The 21,827-nt window shown below is 45.6% G+C and carries 14 protein-coding genes; 6 read left to right on the top strand and 8 right to left on the bottom strand.

Features of this window, described 5'->3' with window-relative positions:
• Positions 1-147: 147 nt before the first annotated feature.
• The gene (locus ACYRYY_RS09510; protein WP_460215361.1) at positions 148-2,391 is read right to left on the bottom strand and encodes a FepA family TonB-dependent siderophore receptor; all 2,244 of its coding nucleotides are present in this window, start codon (positions 2,389-2,391) and stop codon (positions 148-150) included.
• Between the two features lie 305 nt (positions 2,392-2,696).
• Between ACYRYY_RS09510 and ACYRYY_RS09505 the strand changes: the two genes are divergently transcribed.
• The 5 genes from ACYRYY_RS09505 (at position 2,697) to ACYRYY_RS09485 (ending at position 11,678) form a co-directional block, all read left to right on the top strand.
• Positions 2,697-3,317, top strand: coding sequence for a paraquat-inducible protein A (locus ACYRYY_RS09505; RefSeq protein ID WP_460215360.1), 621 nt, complete (start codon positions 2,697-2,699; stop codon positions 3,315-3,317).
• Positions 3,310-3,924, top strand: a complete 615-nt coding sequence (locus ACYRYY_RS09500; RefSeq protein WP_460215359.1) for a paraquat-inducible protein A — start codon at positions 3,310-3,312, stop codon at positions 3,922-3,924. Before ACYRYY_RS09505 ends, ACYRYY_RS09500 begins: the two co-directional genes overlap by 8 nt.
• Positions 3,921-6,938, top strand: a complete 3,018-nt coding sequence (locus ACYRYY_RS09495) for a PqiB family protein (RefSeq protein ID WP_460215358.1) — start codon at positions 3,921-3,923, stop codon at positions 6,936-6,938. The genes ACYRYY_RS09500 and ACYRYY_RS09495 overlap by 4 nt, the downstream gene beginning before the upstream one ends.
• Before the next feature lie 265 nt (positions 6,939-7,203).
• The gene (locus ACYRYY_RS09490) at positions 7,204-9,234 is read left to right on the top strand and encodes a methyl-accepting chemotaxis protein (RefSeq protein ID WP_460215357.1); all 2,031 of its coding nucleotides are present in this window, start codon (positions 7,204-7,206) and stop codon (positions 9,232-9,234) included.
• A 158-nt stretch (positions 9,235-9,392) separates the two neighbouring features.
• Positions 9,393-11,678 carry a methyl-accepting chemotaxis protein gene (locus ACYRYY_RS09485; protein ID WP_460215356.1) on the top strand — a complete coding sequence of 762 codons (2,286 nt, stop codon included), beginning with the start codon at positions 9,393-9,395 and terminating at the stop codon, positions 11,676-11,678.
• Between the two features lie 53 nt (positions 11,679-11,731).
• On the opposite strand, the gene ACYRYY_RS09480 is transcribed toward ACYRYY_RS09485, so the two are convergent.
• The 6 genes from ACYRYY_RS09480 to ACYRYY_RS09455 form a co-directional block, all read right to left on the bottom strand.
• Positions 11,732-12,967 (bottom strand): OprD family outer membrane porin, encoded by a 1,236-nt coding sequence (locus ACYRYY_RS09480; RefSeq protein ID WP_460215355.1) that lies wholly within the window; start codon positions 12,965-12,967, stop codon positions 11,732-11,734.
• Between the two features lie 62 nt (positions 12,968-13,029).
• On the bottom strand, positions 13,030-14,172 hold the full coding sequence (locus tag ACYRYY_RS09475; RefSeq protein ID WP_460215354.1) for an MFS transporter: 1,143 nt from the start codon (positions 14,170-14,172) through the stop codon (positions 13,030-13,032).
• 43 nt (positions 14,173-14,215) lie between these two features.
• Entirely contained in the window at positions 14,216-14,779 is a 564-nt protein-coding gene (locus tag ACYRYY_RS09470; protein ID WP_460215353.1) for a 4Fe-4S dicluster domain-containing protein, read from the bottom strand.
• Positions 14,780-14,789: 10 nt separating this feature from the next.
• Positions 14,790-17,156 (bottom strand): molybdopterin-dependent oxidoreductase, encoded by a 2,367-nt coding sequence (locus tag ACYRYY_RS09465; protein ID WP_460215352.1) that lies wholly within the window; start codon positions 17,154-17,156, stop codon positions 14,790-14,792.
• A 107-nt stretch (positions 17,157-17,263) separates the two neighbouring features.
• On the bottom strand, positions 17,264-18,685 hold the full coding sequence (locus ACYRYY_RS09460; protein WP_460215351.1) for an aminotransferase-like domain-containing protein: 1,422 nt from the start codon (positions 18,683-18,685) through the stop codon (positions 17,264-17,266).
• A 123-nt stretch (positions 18,686-18,808) separates the two neighbouring features.
• Positions 18,809-19,426 (bottom strand): TetR/AcrR family transcriptional regulator, encoded by a 618-nt coding sequence (locus ACYRYY_RS09455; protein ID WP_460215350.1) that lies wholly within the window; start codon positions 19,424-19,426, stop codon positions 18,809-18,811.
• A 123-nt stretch (positions 19,427-19,549) separates the two neighbouring features.
• On the opposite strand from ACYRYY_RS09455, the gene ACYRYY_RS09450 reads away from it, so the two are divergent.
• The gene (locus ACYRYY_RS09450; protein WP_460215349.1) at positions 19,550-20,539 is read left to right on the top strand and encodes an aldo/keto reductase; all 990 of its coding nucleotides are present in this window, start codon (positions 19,550-19,552) and stop codon (positions 20,537-20,539) included.
• A 38-nt stretch (positions 20,540-20,577) separates the two neighbouring features.
• Here ACYRYY_RS09450 and ACYRYY_RS09445 read toward each other — a convergent pair whose 3' ends face one another.
• Positions 20,578-21,618 (bottom strand): zinc-dependent alcohol dehydrogenase family protein, encoded by a 1,041-nt coding sequence (locus ACYRYY_RS09445; RefSeq protein WP_460215348.1) that lies wholly within the window; start codon positions 21,616-21,618, stop codon positions 20,578-20,580.
• Positions 21,619-21,827 lie beyond the last annotated feature (209 nt).

The raw sequence follows: 21,827 nt of genomic DNA, 5'->3' as shown, positions 1-21,827 counted from the left end.
AGGATGTACGGGCGTGGAACATTCAAAATAACGTAATCTTATTCTTATGTTCCCACGGATGGGAACACGCCGTGCGGAGCAAAGGATTGCCCTGCAATCCGCGAGCGGTTAGGCAGCCCGACAGGACGTACGGGCTGCCAATATAATTTAGAAATCCATAGTCATAGACAACCAGTAAGATCTTCCCGGTTCATTATAGGTATAGGCATTTGCCTTTTCAGCACCGTCTGCGGATGCTGAAGCGGAAGCAGAATTACCTTTACGGTGTATCTGCTTATCAAAAAGGTTGTTTATACCCGCTCTGAACTTTACATTTTCGATGATCTGATACTGTGCGCTGATTCCCACAAGAGCATAGGGGTCAAGAGTATCCTTCTCAATTTCCCTTTCAGTTCTGATCTCCAGAGTGGGAGTTTCCTGCTTGCCGTAAAGAGTGGCATTAACACCGAGAGAAAGCTTGTCTGTGGCTCTCCAGTCGATGAAAGTATTCACAGTGTATTCAGGCACTATACTGAGAGGCTGACCTGTTCTTTTCAGTTCAGACTCAATCATATAGGTTACATTTGTGTTGAAATCGACATCCTTGCCGAGAGCAACAAACACATTACCTTCAACACCTTCGATTACAGCGTCTCCGGCATTTTCCCATTTGTAAACATCTCTGTTGCCTGAAACAGTGGCAACACTTGTTTTGCCTGCGAATACCTTGTTCTCATAATCGTTATGAAAATAGGTTGCACTTGCCCTGAAACTGTCAGAATCATACGCAAGTCCGATCTCCTTGTTTATGCTTGTTTCGGGGTCGAGATCATCGTTACCCTGAAGGTAGCACCCGCCGCCCAGTGAGCTTGAGCCGCCGTAGCATCCAGTTCCTCTGCTGTAAAGCAGGTAGTTGGGGTTGCCCTGATAAAGGTTCGGTGCCTTATATGCTTTGGCGATACCGCCTTTTATCGTCCAGTTTTCGTTTATGTCATAGTATGCGTTCAGACTGGGACTTACGTTTGTGCCGAATTTTTCATGCTCGTCAATGCGGACTCCCGGAGTAACAGTCACGCCGTGTCCGAGGTAGATGTTGTCCTCTACATAGAAAGCGTAACTGTAAACCTCTTCGTCGGTTTTACCGGGGGTAAAGCCTTCAAGGTCAATATTAAGCCATGTCATGGCTGATGAGTTTCTGAGAGAACCTTTATCGTCAAGGTCTTCAGCAAGATATTCTGCACCAACGGTAACTGTCTGTGCGAAGCCGAAAATATTAAGAGGAATATCCGCCTGAACAGAAGTGAGGAAGCTGTTAAGCTCTGATTCAACCATTCCGGGGTCATATGCAGGATTATCTGTTATCTCCCCTTCAAGACCGCCCGCAAGACCTTCATTCATACGGGTGTTTGTGGTGCGGTCATAGCTCATATCGAAGCGGGAGTGACCCCAGTTCCAGTTGCCGAGATGGGTTACAGCAATATTTTTACGGCGTATAACGTTTGTTTCCTCACCATAAAGAGATTCAGTAAAAGTGTTGCCGAAGTTCTGCATCGAGTCGCCGGAATAAATATTCCCTTGGCGGCTGTAACCGCCAGTGAGTTCTATAGTCTGCTGTTTATTTACATCCCATGAGAGAAGAGCGTTAATATCCATATTGCGGTAGCCTTCCCGTCCGGCTACATTCTCTGCTCCGCCGTATGCTGCTTCACCTTCGTTTATGCTTTTGGCGTCAGCGTCTCTGTAGTTCATGCCGCCGTATATGCGAAACGAAACCGCATCATTAACCGGACCGGCAACAGAAAGATTTGTGCGGTATGAATCACCTTCTGCTGAATCTTCCTGAATATTGCCCATCACAGTCATGGAGCCTGTGAGCTGTTTTTCAGCCTTTTTAGTAATGATGTTAACAACACCGCCCATGGCACCTGAACCGTAGCGGGCTGCTGCGGGTCCTCTGAGAACTTCTATGCGCTCAACCATCTCCGCAGGAACCCAGTTTGAGTCTCCTCTGGTGTCTCTCTCCTCTGTCCAGCCGTAGCGCACAGAGTTCCTTGATTTAACCGGGCGTCCGTCAATGAGTATAAGCGTGTTTTCCGGTCCCATGCCTCTGAGGTCTATCTGGCGGTTGTTGCCTCGGGAGCCTGATGCGGAGTTTCCTGTAAGATTAACGCCGGGCTGGCGGCGGATTATTTCCGAAAGATCATTAACAGGAGGATTTTTTTCTATATCCTCCGCTGTTATAATTGAAGAACCAAGCGACTGCTTAACCTGCTCTGCTGCCGTGCCAACGACTTCCACTGTTTCAAGGGTAATTTCCTCATCTGCAGCCTGTGCGCCTGCTGCCGTCAAAGTAACTGAAAATGCGAGCCCAAGCATAAAGATATGCTTAAGGCTGAAAATACCTTTCCTCATGTTCTCCCCGTTTTGATTTTTTTTGGAATTCTAAGATTCTCAGGCAAATATTATGAAATGTGTTCTGCGCATACAAACCTCCCACCGGTAAGGAGCTTTCAATGCAATACCGCCCTGTTTAAGGGCTGATGACACCGGATACTAGACTAGCGGACTTTGGCTGTCAATAATTTTTATTCAAATCATGAAACTTTATTAGATATTAAGAATTAAATAATACAAAAGAAACAACTCTATACATTTTTTAACATCTCTTAGCCCCCTCATGTGTTGCAACTGCCTTTCCCAAGCCGTATAATATGTTTATGGAAGATTTAACAGTAAAGGCTAAGGTATTCACTGCATGTGCCGCATGCGGTGAAGCTGTTGTCTTTGAAGGCAATTCGGAAGAAAAAATCATATGTACCCGCTGCGGAAGTACAGTAAAAAAGCACGGCAAAAATTCAGCACTCTTTGTGACGGCTTTCAGCATCTCTGCTTTTATGCTTTTTGTTCCTGCGCTTCTTTATCCCGTTCTTGATATTTCCGTCAGCAGCCTGAGCAGCTCCGCAACGGTGCTGGGGAGCATAAAGGCTTTATACGAAGAGGGGCTGGGTGCTGTTGGTCTTCTTGTTCTGCTTACTTCGGTCATTGTTCCTATGGGTTTTCTGCTCACTTGTTTTTATGTGGCACTATCAGCACTTCTGCGGCGCAGGCTGCCCATGTTCATTCCTGCAATGCGGCTTGCTAATTTTTTTCAGGAATGGCACATGGCAGATGTCTTCCTTGTGGGCATACTTGTTTCCATAGTCAAACTCATTGATATGTCTGAACTTACTTTTGACTACGGCATATATCTTCTTATGCTTGTATGCACCTTTACAGCAATTACCGAAGTATATTACGACACTCTTTTATTCCGCATAAAAGCAGGAAATTATGACTGATATCGAAATGAATGCAGCACTTTGCCTTTCATGCAGGCAGCTTATAGATATGCCAGACACGGACGGAGGAGAAATTATCTGTCCGGTATGCGGCAGTCCCGTGCATCAAAGGCGCAAAAACAGCCTGCAGAAAACACTGGCACTCACCCTGACTGCACTTCTTTTATATATCCCCGCCAATGTGCTTCCAGTTATGACAATAGAAACATTTGCTGATACATCCGCCAATACTATTCTCGGCGGAGTTGGTGAACTTTTTAATAACAAAATGTACTTCATAGCGGCAGTGGTATTTGTGGCAAGCTTTGTAGTGCCGCTTTTCAAAATAGGCAGCATTCTTTACCTGCTCACTGCACTGAGAGTAAGAGACAAACTCCCGAATGCTGCAAAGACCCGTCTTTTTCATCTTATTGAGTTGATAGGGAAATGGTCTATGCTTGATATATATGTGATAACAATAATGGCAGGGCTGGTTAATATGGGCTTTCTGATACAAATTAAAGGCGGAGCGGGTGCAACCTTCTTTGCCGCCACTGTTATAGCGACCATGCTTGCGTCCAAATCTTTTGATACCCGTCTCATATGGGACAAAAAGGGGGAAAAATGAACGGAGACCTTCCTAAGGGACTCAAAACAAAGCGGGGGCTGTTCTCTCCCATCTGGCTGACGCCTCTGCTGGCTTTGTTCATAACCATTTGGCTTTTGTATAACGGCTATGTAAACATCGGCACGGAGATAATAATACAGTTTGATTCAGGTTCGGAGCTTGTGCCGGAGAAAACACCCGTTAAATATAGAGGAATAACCGTAGGTAAGGTAAAAGACGTACGCATAGCAGAAAGCCCCGATAAGGTTGAGGCGGTTGTGATGCTGTCTAAAGAGGCGGGAATACTGGCAAAGGAAGGAATGATGTTCTGGATAGTGAAGCCTCGCCTCGGATTCAATAAAATTACAGGTTTGGAGACCCTTATCTCAGGTTCATACATAGAAGTCCAGCCCCCTACGTTTAATGAGCATAAGCTTGATGAGCTGGCAGAGAAAAACTATTTCATAGGTTTAAGCGAACCGCCGGATACTGAAATAAGTGAAGATGCCCTCACCCTTCGCCTTCAGACAGACAGCAACCAGTATCTCATAAAAGGCGTTCCTGTATTTTATAAAGGAATGAATGCGGGACAGGTCACTGCTGTTAAGTTTGATCCCCAAAGCGGTATATATGATATAGGCGTATCAATAAATAAAGACTACAAGCAGTATGTCACAGACGCAACGGCCTTCTGGGATGTGGGCGGAATTGACATCAGGTTCGATTCCGCAGGTTTCAGCATGGAGTCAGTACCGTTGGGCAGCCTTATCAGCGGCGGCATATCCTTCGACAACCCCAAAGAGGTTCAGGGAGCGCCGGTTGAAAGCGGGCATCTGTTCAGGCTTTACGGTTCTGAAAGCCGAAGCAGACTGTCGGAAAACATAATCACCGTCCGTATGGAAAACTCCGGCGGCATAAAGGCTTGGCGAACGCCCGTAATGTACATGGGGATTCCTGCAGGGCTGGTCACAGACGTAAAGCCGTCCGGTGAGGATAATGAAGTCACAGCACAGCTTCAGCTTAATAAGGAGTTCGCCGATCTGGCTAAAAACCGCACAAAGTTTGTACTTGTTCAGCCCTCTTTTTCCATAAAAGGAGTTGAAGGGTTTTCAACTATATTAACCGGAGTTTATCTTGAGATATATCCTGACGGAGACACTCCCGCTTCTGAATTTACCTTGTCTTCCAATCCTCCGGTTAAAGGAGAAAAAGACGGGCGTTTAATAACGCTCACCGCTCCTGCCAAAGGCTCTCTGGATTCAATGAGCGGCATATTCTTCAGAAATATTCAGATAGGGCATCTCACTGCTGTGCGGCTTACAGGCGGCAGCCGTGTGGAGATGGACAGCGTAATATATGCAGACTATACATCTTTGCTGGACAAAGGACTTTATTTCAGCAGAGACGAAGGGCTTGATCTGCGTCTCAACGCTGAGGGGCTCACCATAGACACACAGTCGCTGACAGCACTGATAAAAGGCGGAATAAATGCAGAACATTTCGGAGCCTCAGCAACGTCCCTCACCTTGTATAACAATTCAGCGGATGCACAAAAAGCCTATTACAAAAATACAGGAATGAAAACCGTCACACTGGCGGCAGATACGGCCGAAGAGCTGACCAAAGGAGATCCGCTTTATTTCAGAGGCATAAAAGCAGGCGAAATAGAAGATTTTACTCTGAACGACACAGGCAGCGGGATTCTGGCTAAAGTTCTTGTTTACCCCCGGTACGCAAAACTGATAACTCCTTTTTCAGTTTTTCATAAATCCGGAGGCATAAATTTTGAGGCAGATGCAGCCGGACTGCGGATCCAGACCCCTGCACTTAAAACAGCAATCGGCGGCGGTATAGCTTTTTTCAACCCTGAAGAACAAAGCATAAGCTGTGATAACGGAACATACACCTTGTTTGAAAGCAGAAACGATGCTGAAAAATCCCTGCTCCTCGCTAAAAAAGGAATGGTTTTAACCCTAATTGCCGAAGGCTCTGTGCCGCCGGATGAAAATTCTGATATTTACTACAAAAATATGAATGCAGGTATGGTAACAAAGGTTAAGCTGAATAAGGACGGAAAACCTGAACTCACTCTGCTCATAAAACCGGAATTCACAGGTTTTGTGGGAGAAAAAACCCGTTTCTGGCTTGAAGGGGGCATGGAGTTCCGTGCAGATGTTTCCGGCGTTACCGTAAAATCAAAACCGGTTAAAACTTATATCGAAGATGCCATTTATTTTGACAATTTCAAAAAAGCCGCAGGAACAGGAATACTGTACCCCGACCCGGACTCAGCAAAGGAAGCGGATATGACAAAAATTCATATCACTTTCCCCTACCCTGTGGAAATAAGAAATAGCGCACCGCTTACAAACGGCACGGCAAAAGCAGGCTATGCGGTAAACTCCGCTGTTAAAGACGGCAAAACCATTGTTGAGGCACTTGTTTTTGACCAATTTGAATCAGAACTCACTGAAAATTCAATATTCTGGGCTGAAAACCTTAAAATATCAGCAAATGGAGTTGAGAACATAGATTCAGTGATTTTCGGCACTATAATAGCTATGAAAAGCGGAAAAGGAAGACCTGAAACACATTTCACTGCACTGGCGGAAGAACCATCGCCTTATGAAGGCAGAAAAGGACTGCGGATCACTCTGCTTTCTTCCGCACGTCATTCACTGGAAGCGGGGTCTCCTGTTTACTACAGGCAGATTGAAGCAGGAGGAGTGGAGAAAGTTAAGCTCTCAGAAGACGGACGAAATGTGGAAATATCTGTTTTCGTTGATGAAAAATACAGAAAACTGGTGAGGGATAATTCTGTTTTCTGGAATTCCGGCGGTATCGGAACAAAAATAAATCTTTTCGGAGTTAAAGTTAAAACAGAATCAATGAAAACTCTCATAACCGGAGGAATATCATTCGCCACGCCGGATGATGCAGGGACACAGGCAAGAGATAAGGAAACATATGTCCTGTACGCTGATCCGAAATCATCATGGCTGAAATGGTCGCCTGATTTAAGCGGAGAACCTTAAGCCTGACAAGTTAACCGGATATCAACAAAGCCCCGCCAACACGGGGCTTTGGTTTAAATACCTATTATGTCTGATTATTTTTTTTTCTTATTTTTAAATAAAAACGTTGACTTGTCACATTTGACGCACATTTTATAGCCTTATACACACTATATAAAAAGGTTATTAATAGGATACCCACACAAGATTGTATCCGACTGTTTTTTCCCTTTATTTGTTCTGGGCTACGATAGCTTTTTTATAATTTTTCTGTTTCGGTGATAAAATGAAAATCAAAAGTATTCGGGTAAAATATTCACTCTTTTTCGGCGGTCCGCTTCTCCTCATTTTTTTCATACTTGCCACAATGACATCAGGCGGAGTGAAAAAAGAGATGCTTGCAGAAACAAAAAGCCAGCTTTCTTCCACTGCGGTATTGTTAAATGAAACGATATCGCTTTTTTATGATCAGTCTCTAAAGGTAGTTCAGTCCAATTTCAGTGAGTTTAAAACTGTTCTCTACAACGGAGGAGCGTTTACCCTTGATGAGGACTCAGCGCTTTCTGTAGATGCAGTTAACCAGACAACCGGCAGCAGAGAAAGTGTCCAGCTGCCTGTAATGCGCTACGACGGCAAAAAAGTTTACGCAAATTTTGATATGGTTGACGGCATTGTTGAGGAAGCAGATATAGAGGGTCTCACAGCGACTGTTTTTCAGGCGTTTGATAAGGGGCTGCTAAGGGTAACAACAAACGTTCATAGGACTGATGGTGAAAGAGCTGTAAACACTTACATACCAAAAGACTCTGAAGTTTACCGCACAGTTTCCGCCGGAAAAACATACAAGGGGCGTGCTTTTGTTGTAAACGCATGGTACTGGACTGTGTATGAACCCATAACGGCAAACGGGCAGTTCATTGGTGTCCTGTATGTGGGCATATCGGAGAAAGTTCTCCTGAATGATCTCAGAAAAGCTTTTGCCAGTGTCAGAATAGGCGAAACAGGTTCACCATTCATCCTTAATTCAGATGGAACATACATACTCCACAAAACATCGGAAGGACAGAAAGGGATAGATGAAAAGGACGATGACGGCAGCGAGTACATCAAAACCATGCTGGAAACAAAAAACGGGGATATGGTCTACACTAAAAACGGTGAACGGATGATGTACAGCTACCGCACCTTTGACTCAACAGGCTGGGTAATAGCCGCAGGCTCAAAGGAGTATGAGTTCCTTGCACATCAGAGAGCGGTTATGGGCAACCTCGCATGGATTCACGTTACAGCCCTTGTTCTCCTCTGTTTAGTTGTGGTGGTGATAACAGGGATCCTCTCAAAAGATATAATTTTCCTGAAGGAAATGATGACAGACGAAAAGGACCTAACCAAGAAAATTACCCTTAAAAGAGAAGATGAACTGGGCATGCTGGCAAAATTCATGAATGCCTTCATAGAAAACCTGCGGAATATCATTTATCAGGTAAAATCAAGCACCATAGAGCTTTCAAGCATAAACAATGAGCTTGCCTCCACAACAGAGGAGTTCTCAAGCACATTCACCCAGCAGACAACAGAGCTTAAAGAGATAAACGGGGAGATTATCACTGTGAGGGAGAACACGGATCAGGTTGAGCAGAACCTGGAGAAAGTTGCCGAGCAGACAGACAGCACAGTGAGCAGAACCAGAGACGGCGCTAAGAAGCTTGATGAATCCATGCGGATTATAAATGATATCAAACAGAGGGTGACAGAGCTTGGCGGAACTGTGGGTAATCTCTCAGAATCATCACAGGAAATCGGAAACATTATAGGCGTAATAAACGATATAGCAGATCAGACAAACTTACTTGCCCTTAACGCCGCAATAGAAGCAGCAAGGGCAGGTGAAGCGGGCAGAGGCTTTGCCGTGGTAGCTGACGAAGTTCGCAAACTGGCGGAAAAGACACAAACCGCCACGCATGAAATAGGCGGAATCATCGGCTCTCTGCAAAACGAAACAAAAACAGTAACCGGAACAATGCAGAATGCCGCTGTAACTGTTGAAAAAGGCGTAAGCATTATTGCAGAGGCAAAGGAAAGCTTCGACGGCATAGTGAACTCAATGGATCAGATAAAAACAGTAAATGACATCATGGCAGAATCAGTAACATCGCAAACAAATGCACTGGTGAACATAAGCCACAGGCTGGACAGCGTAACCACAGGGGTTGAGCAGAGCGTTTTTGCCGTGCAGACAGTAAGCGAAACAGTGGCACACCTTCAGAAGCAGGCAAATGACCTCATGCAGATGACCTCCGGATTTAAAACAGAATAAGAAATAGAACAGTCTGCGCTCTTTTCGGAGCGCAGACCTAAGTTTCAGTCGATTAACTCTTCCATTTATTATCTATTATGCTATTATCCATGGAATATCTCATGGATAATTATTATTTTTTTGTAACATTCAGGGTCAATTTGACTTGAGAGGGGACAATGTTCAAAAATACATCAATCAGGCTCAAACTGATCGGGGCTGTTTTTTTCTGCCTCGTTCTTCTCAGCTTCATCATCACTTTTGTTACAGTAAGCAAAAGTTTCCAGTCAGCAGCAGAAATGAAACTCGCCCAGATGGACTCCGTTAAGGAAGCCAAGAAAAACCATGTGGAGGACTATTTCTCCCAGCTTGCTTCCCTAATAACTTCAACAGCGGCAGGGACTCAGATGAAGGAAGCTTTTGAAGACTTCAACCGTACCTTTTACACAATTGAAGAGGAGACAGGCATTCTGTATGAATTTATTCAGGAGGATACAGAAGAGCATTATGCAAAACAGTACCTTGATCTGGTAAATTATGACGTCCCCGGAAGCCCCCGCAGAAGAGCGGTTACGGACTATATTCCCGAAAACACCAACGCCCGTGCGGCGCAGTACCTATATATAGTTAACAATCCCGAAGAGATCGGCGAAAAAAATAACATGATCAGACCCCTTGGTTTCTACTGCGCTTATACAGATGTTCATGACAGATTTCACCCTGAATTCAATCTCATGCTCAAGGAATTCTCGCTCTATGACATTTTCCTCATAAACCCCGACGGTGATCTGGTTTACAGTGTTTTCAAGAAGAAAGACTACGCCACAAACCTTTTCAATGGTCCATATGCAGACACCGGGCTGGGTGATGCCTTTCAGAAGGGAATTAAACTGAAAGAAGGCGAGATGTACATCAATGACTTCAAGCCCTACGAACCAAGCTATAATCACCCCGCCTCCTTCATATCATCCCCTGTTTACCGGAACGGTGTACTCCTCGGAGTTCTCATCTTCCAGATGCCCATCACAAAAATAGACAACGTCATGAGCTTCGGCGGCAAATACAAAGAAGCAGGGCTCGGAGAAACCGGCGACAGCTATATAGTGGGTTCCGACTTCACAATGAGGAGCAATAACCGCTTTATGGACTCAAACAATGATCCTCTGGTTAAGAAACTAGGCACAGTTATCGGCTTTGTCAGCGCAGAAAGTGACTCTGCCCGTATGGCGCTGAAAGGAGAATCAGGTTCGCACATAAGCACAAACTACGCAGGTAAAAAAGTGTTAAGCTCATTCTCTCCGCTGAATATTCCGGGGCTGAACTGGGCAATTCTTGTGGAGATGGACGATGCCGAAGCTCTGAAAGATGCCCGCAGCCTGCGGATAACACTCACAGTTATCGGCTGCGCCATAACCGCCGGATTTGTGCTGATTATGCTGTTTTTCATCAACAGTATAGTGCTTAAGCCTCTTAAACTTGTCACTGCCCGCATACAGGAACTTGTATTCGGCGACGCCGACCTCACAAAGAGAATTGACATTGGCGGAAGCACAAACGGATCGGATAATGAAATAATGATACTTACCGGATATATAAATACATTTGTCGGCATGGTGCAAACCATTGTCACTGATGTTAAAGATAAGTCGGGAGAGCTCAACTCCGGCTCAAGCGAGATAACAGGCATAGCCGCCGGACTCTCGGAATCACTTGTGAGGCAGTCCGGCAGAATTGGCGAAATTGCTTCTGCAATGGAGGAAATGTCTGTTACATCGGGCATTGTGCTTGAAAATGTAAAGGAAGCTCTCACAAAGGCGGACTCCGCAGCAGACATAACCCGTGACGGAATGAGTGCCCTTAAGGAAGTGGTATCAAGCATCCAGCAGATCAGAGGCGATGTCAACGACCTCGCCAAAATCATAACCGGGCTCGGTGAATCATCTTCTCAGATCGGAGATATTCTTAATGTCATAAGCGATATAGCTGACCAGACAAACCTGCTTGCACTGAATGCCGCAATCGAAGCAGCAAGGGCCGGCGAAGCGGGAAGAGGTTTTGCCGTGGTTGCAGACGAGGTCCGCAAGCTCGCCGAACGCACTCAGTCCGCCACCACAGAGATCGGCAGTATTATCTCCCTACTCCAGACAGAATCCGGCAGTGCGGCAAAACAGATGCAGCACGCTGAAAGAACTGTGGGCGAAGGCGAAAAAGTTATTGAAAAAGCCAACGGACTTTTTGTGGAAATCGTTTCGGCAGTTGAAGATATCCACACAGCAAACACCAATATAGAATCCACTGTGAATGAGCAGAACAGCGCTGTGCAGTCTGTCACTGAAAGCATACATAAAATTTCCGCTGATGTTGAAAACAGCAGTTCAGACACGGGTTCAGTTTCAGAAAGTCTCCACGACTTAAGCAGGCTGGCAGAGGAAATGAACGACTCTGTAAACAGATTCAGAACATAGAACATTGACAAGGAAGCCCCCGAGGGGACTTCCTTTTAATTAGATGGCTAAACCTACCTGCCGGAAAAAGCAAACTGATAAGTAAGATAGATACGGGTATCAGAGAGGCTCTCACCGCCGCTGACATGCATATCCGCATACCTATATCTGACTCCAAGTCCTTCCAGCGCACCTGAGAACGCATACTGAATATTGAAGTCAGTTTCTTCGATATCTTTCACTGTGGCAGTTTCATCAACATCATAAGACGCATACCAAACATAAGCGCTAAGACCTTTCAGACCTATCTTTGAAAAATCATAACCTGCCTTAAGCCCCCACGCATCTTCATCGCCTCTGGTTGCTGATGTCATAACCTGCTGGGCGATAATTTTATCAAATCCCCAAGGGGTTATCATACCGTCATCACCGCTGTTTGAGTATGTTCCCATAACATCAAATCCGGCGTATTTTATGCCCGCTCTGAAGCCTATCTGGTGAGTATCCAGCTCCCCGTTGAGTTCATCACCCTGAGATTTCTGGAAAAGCACAGACGGAACAAAGTAAAGGTTAACAGCACCAAAATCCTTGTTCAAAGATGCTTTCAGATAAGTAATATTGAATATGTCATTGATAGTGTAGTACCAGCCTTCGATATTTCCTTTCACTGCTTCAAAAGGAAGCTTGTAGTTAGCACCCAGAATCAGCATATCCTTATCTTCGATAAAGCTTGCTCCGCCGGGTTCGTTTGCCACAGCCTGAGAAATAGATACAAATTCCTCATCGTTCCAGCCCATTGAATCCGTAAGGTAATAAGCAGAAAGAGTGAGAGACTCAAAGCTGTTGTTTACAACAGACAAACCCTTATAAGTGCGCGGCATCATACGTACATCATCAGTATTCAAATATGGAGTATTTATCTCCTGCGCTCCGTATTTTATAACAGTATTAAACCAGTTACCCTGAATAAAATACTCCTGCTCACGGGTCACATTCTTGTGATTACCGTTTTCATCCGCTCCGAGAACGCTGTACACGCTGTCATCATCATCGCTGTCTATATCATGAGTCGTGCTGAGAGCCACGCCTAAAGAGACACCGTAAAGCTCGGCGGTTCTGTAATACAAAGTACCGCCTACAGCAAAGTCTCTTCTTGTGTTTGCGGTATCAAAATCTCTGGTGAAGTGCAGGGTTCTTACATTTCCCTTTACGCTTCCCTGAGTAAAAGCATCTTTGAGATTATCTGCAGCGGCAGCGCCGGCAGCTATACACATTACCATAAAAGAAACCAAATAAAATTTGCGTAACATACTAACCTCCGAAATTTTAAAAGTTTTGTACAACTCCGCCTTTTTTGTATTTCAAGGCGTATTCATATTTTTAGTCTAAGTGAAACGATGAATATCGCTGCTGTCAGTGCGGCAAGGGCAAAAGACGCTGCTGCCCATCCGGCAAACCCGGCTGCTGCGCTGAAGAACACCGGTCCGAAAAACATCCCCGCATATTGTCCGAAAACAACAACTGACATGTAAGCTCCGGATTCTTCGGCTTTTCTGCCAAGCTCTGTCGCCGCTGTAAAGATTCCAACAGGCATCATGCCGCCTGCAATGCCAAGCAAAGCCAAGGACACAATAAGCAGCACAGGCGGAGCATTGAACATAATCAATACTGCCAAACCAGCCAAAACCCATGCTCCCAGCACAAGCTTTCTGCGTGAGCGTATTCTGTCCGAGATCACTCCCGCTACAGGTGCCGTAACCATTGATGAAATCATCATAATGGTCATGATGCACGATGCGCCGGAAAGAGAAAATCCATGGATGCTCTCAAGGAATGCCGGCATATATGACTTCACCGCAATGGTCAGGATATTGAATGCCATGAATATAAACCCCAGAAACCCCGCAGCCTTCAGATTAAATCCGCCTGCTGAAAACGTTTTTTTCTTTTCATTCAGCCTGCTCTCATGTGGAGGCATTTTGAAAAAAAGAATAAACAGGCAGAGCATCACAGCAGTGTAGACAGAAGAAAATATCCATGCGTTTTCCCAACCGGTTCCGGCAATGAATGGTACAGCAGCAAAGATTACTACATTTCCTGCAGGAACCCACGTTGACCATACCCCCATAGGTATCCCCCTTTCAGAAGGAGGAAACCATGCGGACAAAGCCGACGGAGCCACAACAGAAAACAGACACATTCCGGCTCCTTCAACGACACGGCTTATAATGAGAAGCAGAAGCGAACCTGCCGTACAGCCGAGGAGTGATCCGGCAAGTAAACAGCCAAGAGCAACCGTTCCCAGTGTCTTTACTCCGGTTTTCTGCAAAAGCGCTCCTGAAGGCAGGGCACATATAAACCCTGAAAGCGCAAAAGCCGACATCAGCCATCCGGAAGCCGCCAGACTTATGTCCAGTTCGCTTATCAGCCTCTGCATCATAGGCGGAACCTTAAACTGATTCACAGGCGCAGCAAGACCGGATAGGTATATGAGTGCTAAAATAAAAAATCTCATCTTCACTACCGGAAGGGTGTCCGAAGACACCCTGTACAAATGGTTATTTACCCAAATAGTAAAGTGACGGACCTGTACCCGCCTCCGGTTTGAGCCGGTAGGTTTTGCCGGAAGCAACAAGTTTTGCCGCTTCACTGTTTTTGTCGTTCAGGTCGCCAAATATCCTTGCCTGAGTGGGGCAAGACTGAACACAGAAGGGAACATCTCCCCTGTCTACCCTGTCAAAGCAAAGGTTGCATTTATTTGACTGTCCAAGTTCCTCATCCAGAACAGGAACATCATAAGGGCAAGTATCCCTGCATATTCCGCAGCCGATACAGGTTTCAAAATTCACGAATACTATGCCGTCTGCTCTTTTTCTCATTGAGTTAGTGGGACAGTTCTTAACGCATTCCGGTTTTTCACAGTGATTACACATCAATGTGCGGGAACGCATTTTTACATTCGGATACTTCCCTGTGGGCTTGTAAACAATGGGGCTGTCCACTGTTTCCAGTTTTCCCCAGTAAATACCGTCGGGCAGTTCATGGTCAACATGACAGCCGACTATACAAGTCTGGCATCCGATACATCTGTCTGTATCTATTACAACACCGTAATGTTTCATAATTTCCTCCCTACGCCTTCACTACTTCAACAAGGTTGTCGTATGCGGCAAAGTTCGATTCACTTACCAGCATTTCCACAGGGTTAATTGTGAGATGTGTAAGGTTCTGATGATGCCCCTCCACAAAATATTCAGGTGTCCACCCCTGCGGTATCGCAATGACTCCGGGCATAATTCCTTCGCTGACAAGGGCTTTAACAACGCAGTAGCCTCTATCGTTAAAGACCTTCACATTATCGCCGTCTTTAATGCCTCTTTTGTTTGCGTCTTTCGAGCTTATTTCAACCCACGGTTCCTTAAAAACCCCGTGTATTGCGGGTATTCCAATGTGCTGAGTATGAACATTGGTACGGTCGTGGTACTGAATAAACATAAGCGGATATTTTTTGCCCAGGGGACCCTTAGGGTCTTCCAGAAGCGGTGTGTAAACAGGAAGCTGATGTCCCACAGGTTTAAGACGTTCTGAGTAGAACTCAAATCTGCCCGTTTTAGTTTTGTACTTCTGATCTGTGAAGGCATTTACGATATCGAACCTGCCGTCTTTTCTGGCAAAGATTCCTTCCTCAACAAACTTATTCCAGCTAAAGCCTTCCATTGCAGGATGTTTTGACCCTTCAAGATAAACCCTGAGCCACTCTTCATCTGTTCTGTTCCAGAACTCACCTTTACCAAGTCTTTCTGCAACTCCGGAGAATATCTGTATATCTGATTTGCTCTCTCCTGCCGGTCTGAGCATCGGCTGCTGAAGCATAAACCATGGAGTTTTATCGAAGATATCCCAGTTTTCAAACATGTTTGTTGCAGGAAGAACAAGGTCAGCATACTGGGCAGTGGATGTCCAGTAGGGGTCTGAATGCACGATGAATGAGAGTTTCGGGAACACCTCATTAATCACTCGGTTTGAATCAGGGCTCTGGTTCAGAAAGCTGCTGGAGGCTATCCAGAGGAAGTCAATTTTATAGGGATCTGCTTTCTCGACCATGTCATAAAGCTTAATACCGGGCATTTCGCTTGCTTTGCTTCCGCCTGTGTCACTCCATGGCGCACTGTTGAAAACAGGAACATTTACACCGGGAATGGGGTTTACACCGGAAGTTCCGCCTGCGTGAGAAGCTCCGCCGCCGCTTACGCCTATATAACCGCACACAGCAGCAAGGGTTGCCACTGTACGGAAAGGTGAATGTGCATTATAAACACGCTGCATCCCCTGCCCCATACGTATAGCGGAAGGTTTTTTCAGATAATCTTTTATAAGATCCTTAATTACATCTTCACTTATGCCGGTTGCTTCCGCTGTCCATTTCAGGGTGTATTGCTTCAGGTCTGCCTCAAGCAGTGAAAAGGATGTGGTGCATTTTTCACCATTATATTCCGCTTTTCCCTCAAGACGGGCAGTAACCCCCTGAGTACCAGCAGGAACAACTTTGCCTTTCTCATCAATAACGCAGAACTCATCTCCAATGCGGAGGTATTGTCCGTCGCTGTCTTTGATAAGCAGGGGTGAGCAGCTGTTTTTGAGAAGCCATTCCTTGTCATGCAGATTCTTACCGATAATATAGTTCATCATACCAATGGCAAGAGCTGTATCTGCACCGGGTTTAATAGGAATCCACTGATCCGCAACCGCTGCGGTTGAGCTGAAACGGGGGTCAATAACAATAATCTTTGTCCCGTTCTTTCTGGCATTGAGGTAAAAACGCATTTCACTGGTATGAGTATCGGCAACATTACGCCCCCATACTATGAGCGTTTTCGATTTCATATAGTCTCTGGAGTCGTGAGAGCCGCGTTTCTGACCGTAAACAAGATCCATTCCCATACTTGCGCCGTGGTCACTCATGATAGCTTCAGGACTGAACGAAGTACCTTCTATGGTTCTTGCGAAACGGAAAGGGGAGTCCCATGCGAATTTTGCAAGATTACCGGTCATAACAAAGAAACCAACAGATTTCTTGCCGTATCTTGCCTGACTTTCTTTAATTTTTTCTGTAATAAGATCAAACGCTTCTGTCCACGAAATACGTTTGAATCTGCCCTCGCCTCTTTCACCTACACGGAGCATCGGGTATTTTACTCTGTCTTCTGATACTGTTTTGAGAGGAAGAGACATACCCCTGAGACAGGCATTTGAATAGTCCGGTCTGCCGGGGAGAGGAGTCGGGGTAACACTAAGAATTTTGCCGCCCTGAACATGGCAGTTCAGGTTGCACCGTGATGTACAGTTTACTGTACAGACAGTGCGAAAAGTTTTGCCGAGACGGTCTGCTTCAGGAGAGGAAGCAGAATACATCTGTGCCAGTACATTGTCAGACAGCATGCCAACGGTTGCCGCTGCGATACTGCCTTTTAAAAACGTACGCCTTGTGAGTTTGTCCATAATCAAACCTCCTTTAAAGTTGCCACAATAACGTTAGGTTTTTATCACAACGTTTTAAAGGTCAGTTAGAATGAAAAAAAGGAGTCAGTTTGCAGACTAATGAATTATTAGGATTTCATAAACTTCGCGGCAGATGAGGCGATTACCTTCACTGCTTCCTCAAAGTTTTCAATAGTATCAGCAAAAGGTGCGAGGTGAAGACCGTGCAGATCTGTGTTGTCGAAAAAGTAGCCGGGCAGAAACATTATGTCCCTGCATTCCTCATAAATCTTTATTGTATCAATATTCTCAACGAAAGTTACCCAGATGTAGTAGCTGTATCTTTTCTGTAACGGCTGGATAAGCGCTCCCAGATATTTTTCTATGACTGCATAGGCACGCTCAAGGGTTTCCATAAACAAAGGACGGGAATTTTCGATAAATTCGTCATAATAACCGTTTTTAAACAGCTCATCGGCGGTTATCTGAAGAAATGTATTCGTGTTTATATCATACTGTGTTTTCACATCCACAAGCCTGCGGATTATATTACGGGACGCAACTATCCACGAAAGCTTAAACCCTATATTAACCCCTATGGTACAGCCGATATAGATCACAAGCCCGCCTTTATCAAAAGCCTTCATAGGCATAGGATGCGGCTTGTCTAGCCAGAATTCCCGAAGCATATCGTTCTCCAGCACGGGAACTTTTGCATAGGTACACATGGACATTATCTTGTCCCTGCGTGTCTTTGAATATGAAATTCCCGTGGGGTACTGGTTAGCGGGGTTGATATAAACAATAGGCAGAAAAGAGTTTTTCAGCGCCTTAGTCAGTGGTTCGATCATCATTCCGTAACTGTCCAGAGGAACACGGACTATGTTTACTCCCGATGAGTGGATAAGCTGCATGGAATTCAGCAGAGAAGGGGTATCATGGATAAAAGTCATGCCTGTGCATAAAAATGCACGGGTTATTATAGCAAGTGATTCCGACATACCAGTGGTGATCAGAATCTCTTCAGCAGTAACATTAATGCCGTATTTCTCAAGTCTGACACTCAGCGTTTCCCGAAGAGAATCAAGACCTTTTATGTTGATCTGATTAAGGTCATTGGTTTTTTCAAGCCTTTTCATAACATGAGGCATAGCCTTGCTTATTACAGAGGCATAACCGAAATCAGCACCCACACGGGGGCCGGAAACGTGTATCTTTCTGTTGCTGGAGAGGTCTGTCATTAAACCGAATATTTTATCTTTACTTGGGGTTTGCTGCCCTTTTTCGAGATAGTTTTTCCAGTCGGGAGTATCACCGTCTTTCAGCAAAAGCCACGGATTATTGGAAACAATTGTGCCGGAACGGGGAGAGGACGCAACAAGACCTTCAGCTTCCAGAACAGCCAAGGCATCGTATGCTGTTTTTTTACTTACGTTATACTGTTTGGCGATTATACGCTGAGACAGCTTTGTATCCGGTCTCAAATCACCATTCAGAATAAGCTCACGGAGGTTATCCGCAATCTTCAGATAAAGTGACTTTTCTCTCATAAGATTCTGCCGTTATTTAAAAAAAATTAAAAAATCCGTACCGACCTAAAAAGGCAGATACAGCTACGATTGGGAAATTAAAATAAACAAAAGGGTGCTATAACAGACTTCTGCGAGTTATCATCAAACAGAGTATATTTCAAGGATTATTTCCGCCGCACGCCCGATGACAGCCTCATCATGCTCTTTTGACGGCATCGGAAAAGCACCCAGAAGCACTGGCCAGAAAAGGCTTTCTTTAACCATACCCAAATACTGCTGAGAAACAATATCCGGACGATCTGCCTTGAGCATGCCGAGTTCGTTACATTCGTTGAAATATAGCGCCAGACCTGTCAGAATTGGTGTGATACCGTTTTTTGAATAAAGCTCCGTGAGTTCGGGAAACCTGCCCGATTCGCCCATAACAAGGCGGAGAAGGCTTACAAACCTCTCGGAACGTAGAACAGAAAGCAGGTGGGATGAAAAGTCATGCAGAACCCTGCGGATGTCGTTTCCTTCTGCCGGCGGCAGTTTCGGCATATTCATTCCGCTCCATATATGCCCCACAACCTCACCGAAAAGAATATCCTTCGCCGGAAAATAATTATACAGCGTCCGCTTTGAGATACCTGCACCTGCGGCGATCTCGTCCATGCTGACACTTCCGTAACCCTTTTCCAGAAACAGAACCGCAGCCGCTTCCAGGGCGGACAAACGCTTCTTCTCTGCACGGGGACTCATAAGCTTTTCCTGAATCATTCCTTTCTGCTCCTGTCAGGGAAAAGTATAGCGGGAAGATTTTAAAAGATAAAGATCATCTTGACATATCAGTTATACGGTATAAACTACACCGTATAGTTTACTTTATCAAGGAGGCTTTTCATGAATGAACGCATATTAGGTAAAACAGGGCTGAAAGCCGCTGAAATAGGTCTCGGCTGCATGGGCATGAGCGAGTTTTACGGTCAGGGGGACGAGGCGGAATCCATCAAGGTTATCCGCACCGCAGTTGAAAAAGGCGTAACCATGCTCGACACGGCGGATATGTACGGACGGGGACATAATGAAAAGCTTGTGGGCAAAGCCATACAGGGAATACGGGACAAAATTGTTCTGGCGACCAAGTTCGGCGTTGTACGCTCTGACGACCCAGAAAAAAGAGGGGTGAACGGCAGACCGGAGTATGTGAAGCAAGCCTGCGAAGACAGCCTGAACCGCCTCGGCATTGAGGTTATAGATCTTTACTACATGCACAGAAAAGACCCTGACACACCCATTGAGGAGACAGTCGGTGCGATGGCGGAACTGGTTAAAGCAGGCAAGGTGCGCCACATAGGCTTATCCGAAGTCAGCGCACAGAACCTCAGAAGAGCCCACGCAGTTCACCCCATTACTGCTCTGCAAATCGAATATTCACTCTGGACAAGGGACATTGAAGAGAACGGACTCCTTGAAACATGCAGAGAACTGGGCATAGGCATAGTTGCCTACAGCCCCCTCGGCAGAGGATTTCTTTCAGGAAATATCGAATCGGCAGAATCCCTTGCGCCGGATGATTTCCGCAGATACAACCCCCGCTTTATGGGTGAAAACATGCAGAAAAACTCAATGATGCTTGCAGATTATAAAAAGATGGCGGCGGAAACAGGCTGCACACCCGCACAGCTTGCCATAGCATGGACCCTTGCAAAAGGGGACGATATAATCCCCATTCCCGGCACAAAAAGGCTGAAATATCTGGAAGACAACATAAATGCGGCAGACTTCCGCCTTAGTAAAGAACAGGTTGAACGCCTTGAAAAAATCATAGACTGGAAACAAATAGCCGGTGACAGATACGGCGCAGAAGGCATGAAAACTCTGGATAAATAACAAAAGGCGGGGCTTTGTCTCCCCGCCGCAGTATTTTCCTAATCCGCTTCGATAATCACCTTCAGGGCTTTGGTGTCTGAAGCTTTGCTGAAGACCTCGTAAGCCTTCATAATATCCGAAAGCTTAAACCTGTGGGTGATGAGAAGCTTGGGATCAATCTTCTCCGCCTGAACGGTTTTAAGCAGCATAGGCGTGCTGACGGTGTCCACCAGTCTGGTGGTGATTGTGATATTGTGTGACCAGAGATCCTCAAGGTGAAGATCAGCCTTAACGCCGTGCACACCGATGTTGGCGATTGTTCCGCCCGCACCTACTATCTTCTGGCACAAAACAAATGTAGCGGGAATACCAACCGCCTCTATGGCAGTGTCAACCCCTTTGCCGCCAGTTATTTCCATGAGTTTTTCAATCGCCTTGCCGTCACCGCTGTTTATGGTGTGTGTTGCTCCGAAATGTTTGGCAACTGCCAAACGGTTGTCATCAAGGTCTATAACAATGATCTGCGAGGGCGAGTAGAACTTTGCAGTAAGCAGAGCCGCAAGTCCGATGGGACCAGCACCGACTATGGCAACGGTGCTTCCCGGAGCCACACGCCCGTTAAGAACACCGCACTCAAACCCTGTGGGAAGGATATCGCTGAGCATCACCAGAGCCTCTTCGTCCACACCATCCGGAATATGATACAGGCTGGTTTCCGCATGGGGAGTCCGCACATACTCCGCCTGAGTGCCGTCAATTGTATTACCGAGAATCCACCCTCCTGTGGTGCAGTGGGAGAACATGCCTTTACGGCAGAATTCGCATCTTCCGCAAGCTGAAATGCAGGAAATAAGCACACGGTCGCCTTTTTTGAACGATGCAACACCGCTGCCTACTTTCTCCACAATTCCCACACCTTCATGACCCAAAACACGTCCGGGGGTGCATGTAGGGACATCGCCTTTGAGAATATGCAGATCTGTTCCGCAAATAGTTGTTTTGGTGATTCTGACCACCGCATCTCCTGCCGACTGAATATCGGGCACAGGGCGGTCTTCCAGTGCTTTTTTACCAGGACCGTTGTAAATAAGAGCCTTCATGCTGTTCCTCCGTAATTATGTTGAAACGCGCTTCAAGCTTTTCAGAAAAAGGACTGCAAAGTCCGAATAACAATGTTTATATTATTAATAATTGGCTTTGGTAATATAGGTGTCAAGGAAGATCGAACAAAATTTGAGAAACGTAAGTTTTAAGAAATGTAAACGACCGCTCATTTCCGTTGAAAGAAGGCTTCCGGCAGTTTTAATTC

This window comes from Geovibrio sp. ADMFC3, from assembly GCF_054687035.1.
Note: the sequence above shows the minus strand (reverse complement) of the source record. Positions and strands in the feature narration are given on the sequence as shown.

Bases quoted from the DNA above. Each gene is read 5' to 3' on its own strand.
- ACYRYY_RS09500 (WP_460215359.1), top strand. From the start codon at position 3,310: ATGACTGATATCGAAATGAATGCAGCACTTTGCCTTTCATGCAGGCAG.
- ACYRYY_RS09490 (WP_460215357.1), top strand. From the start codon at position 7,204: ATGAAAATCAAAAGTATTCGGGTAAAATATTCACTCTTTTTCGGCGGT.
- ACYRYY_RS09505 (WP_460215360.1), top strand. From the start codon at position 2,697: ATGGAAGATTTAACAGTAAAGGCTAAGGTATTCACTGCATGTGCCGCA.
- ACYRYY_RS09455 (WP_460215350.1), bottom strand. From the start codon at position 19,426: ATGATTCAGGAAAAGCTTATGAGTCCCCGTGCAGAGAAGAAGCGTTTG.
- ACYRYY_RS09445 (WP_460215348.1), bottom strand. From the start codon at position 21,618: ATGAAGGCTCTTATTTACAACGGTCCTGGTAAAAAAGCACTGGAAGAC.
- ACYRYY_RS09450 (WP_460215349.1), top strand. From the start codon at position 19,550: ATGAATGAACGCATATTAGGTAAAACAGGGCTGAAAGCCGCTGAAATA.
- ACYRYY_RS09475 (WP_460215354.1), bottom strand. From the start codon at position 14,172: ATGAGATTTTTTATTTTAGCACTCATATACCTATCCGGTCTTGCTGCG.
- ACYRYY_RS09460 (WP_460215351.1), bottom strand. From the start codon at position 18,685: ATGAGAGAAAAGTCACTTTATCTGAAGATTGCGGATAACCTCCGTGAG.
- ACYRYY_RS09495 (WP_460215358.1), top strand. From the start codon at position 3,921: ATGAACGGAGACCTTCCTAAGGGACTCAAAACAAAGCGGGGGCTGTTC.
- ACYRYY_RS09465 (WP_460215352.1), bottom strand. From the start codon at position 17,156: ATGGACAAACTCACAAGGCGTACGTTTTTAAAAGGCAGTATCGCAGCG.
- ACYRYY_RS09510 (WP_460215361.1), bottom strand. From the start codon at position 2,391: ATGAGGAAAGGTATTTTCAGCCTTAAGCATATCTTTATGCTTGGGCTC.
- ACYRYY_RS09480 (WP_460215355.1), bottom strand. From the start codon at position 12,967: ATGTTACGCAAATTTTATTTGGTTTCTTTTATGGTAATGTGTATAGCT.
- ACYRYY_RS09485 (WP_460215356.1), top strand. From the start codon at position 9,393: ATGTTCAAAAATACATCAATCAGGCTCAAACTGATCGGGGCTGTTTTT.
- ACYRYY_RS09470 (WP_460215353.1), bottom strand. From the start codon at position 14,779: ATGAAACATTACGGTGTTGTAATAGATACAGACAGATGTATCGGATGC.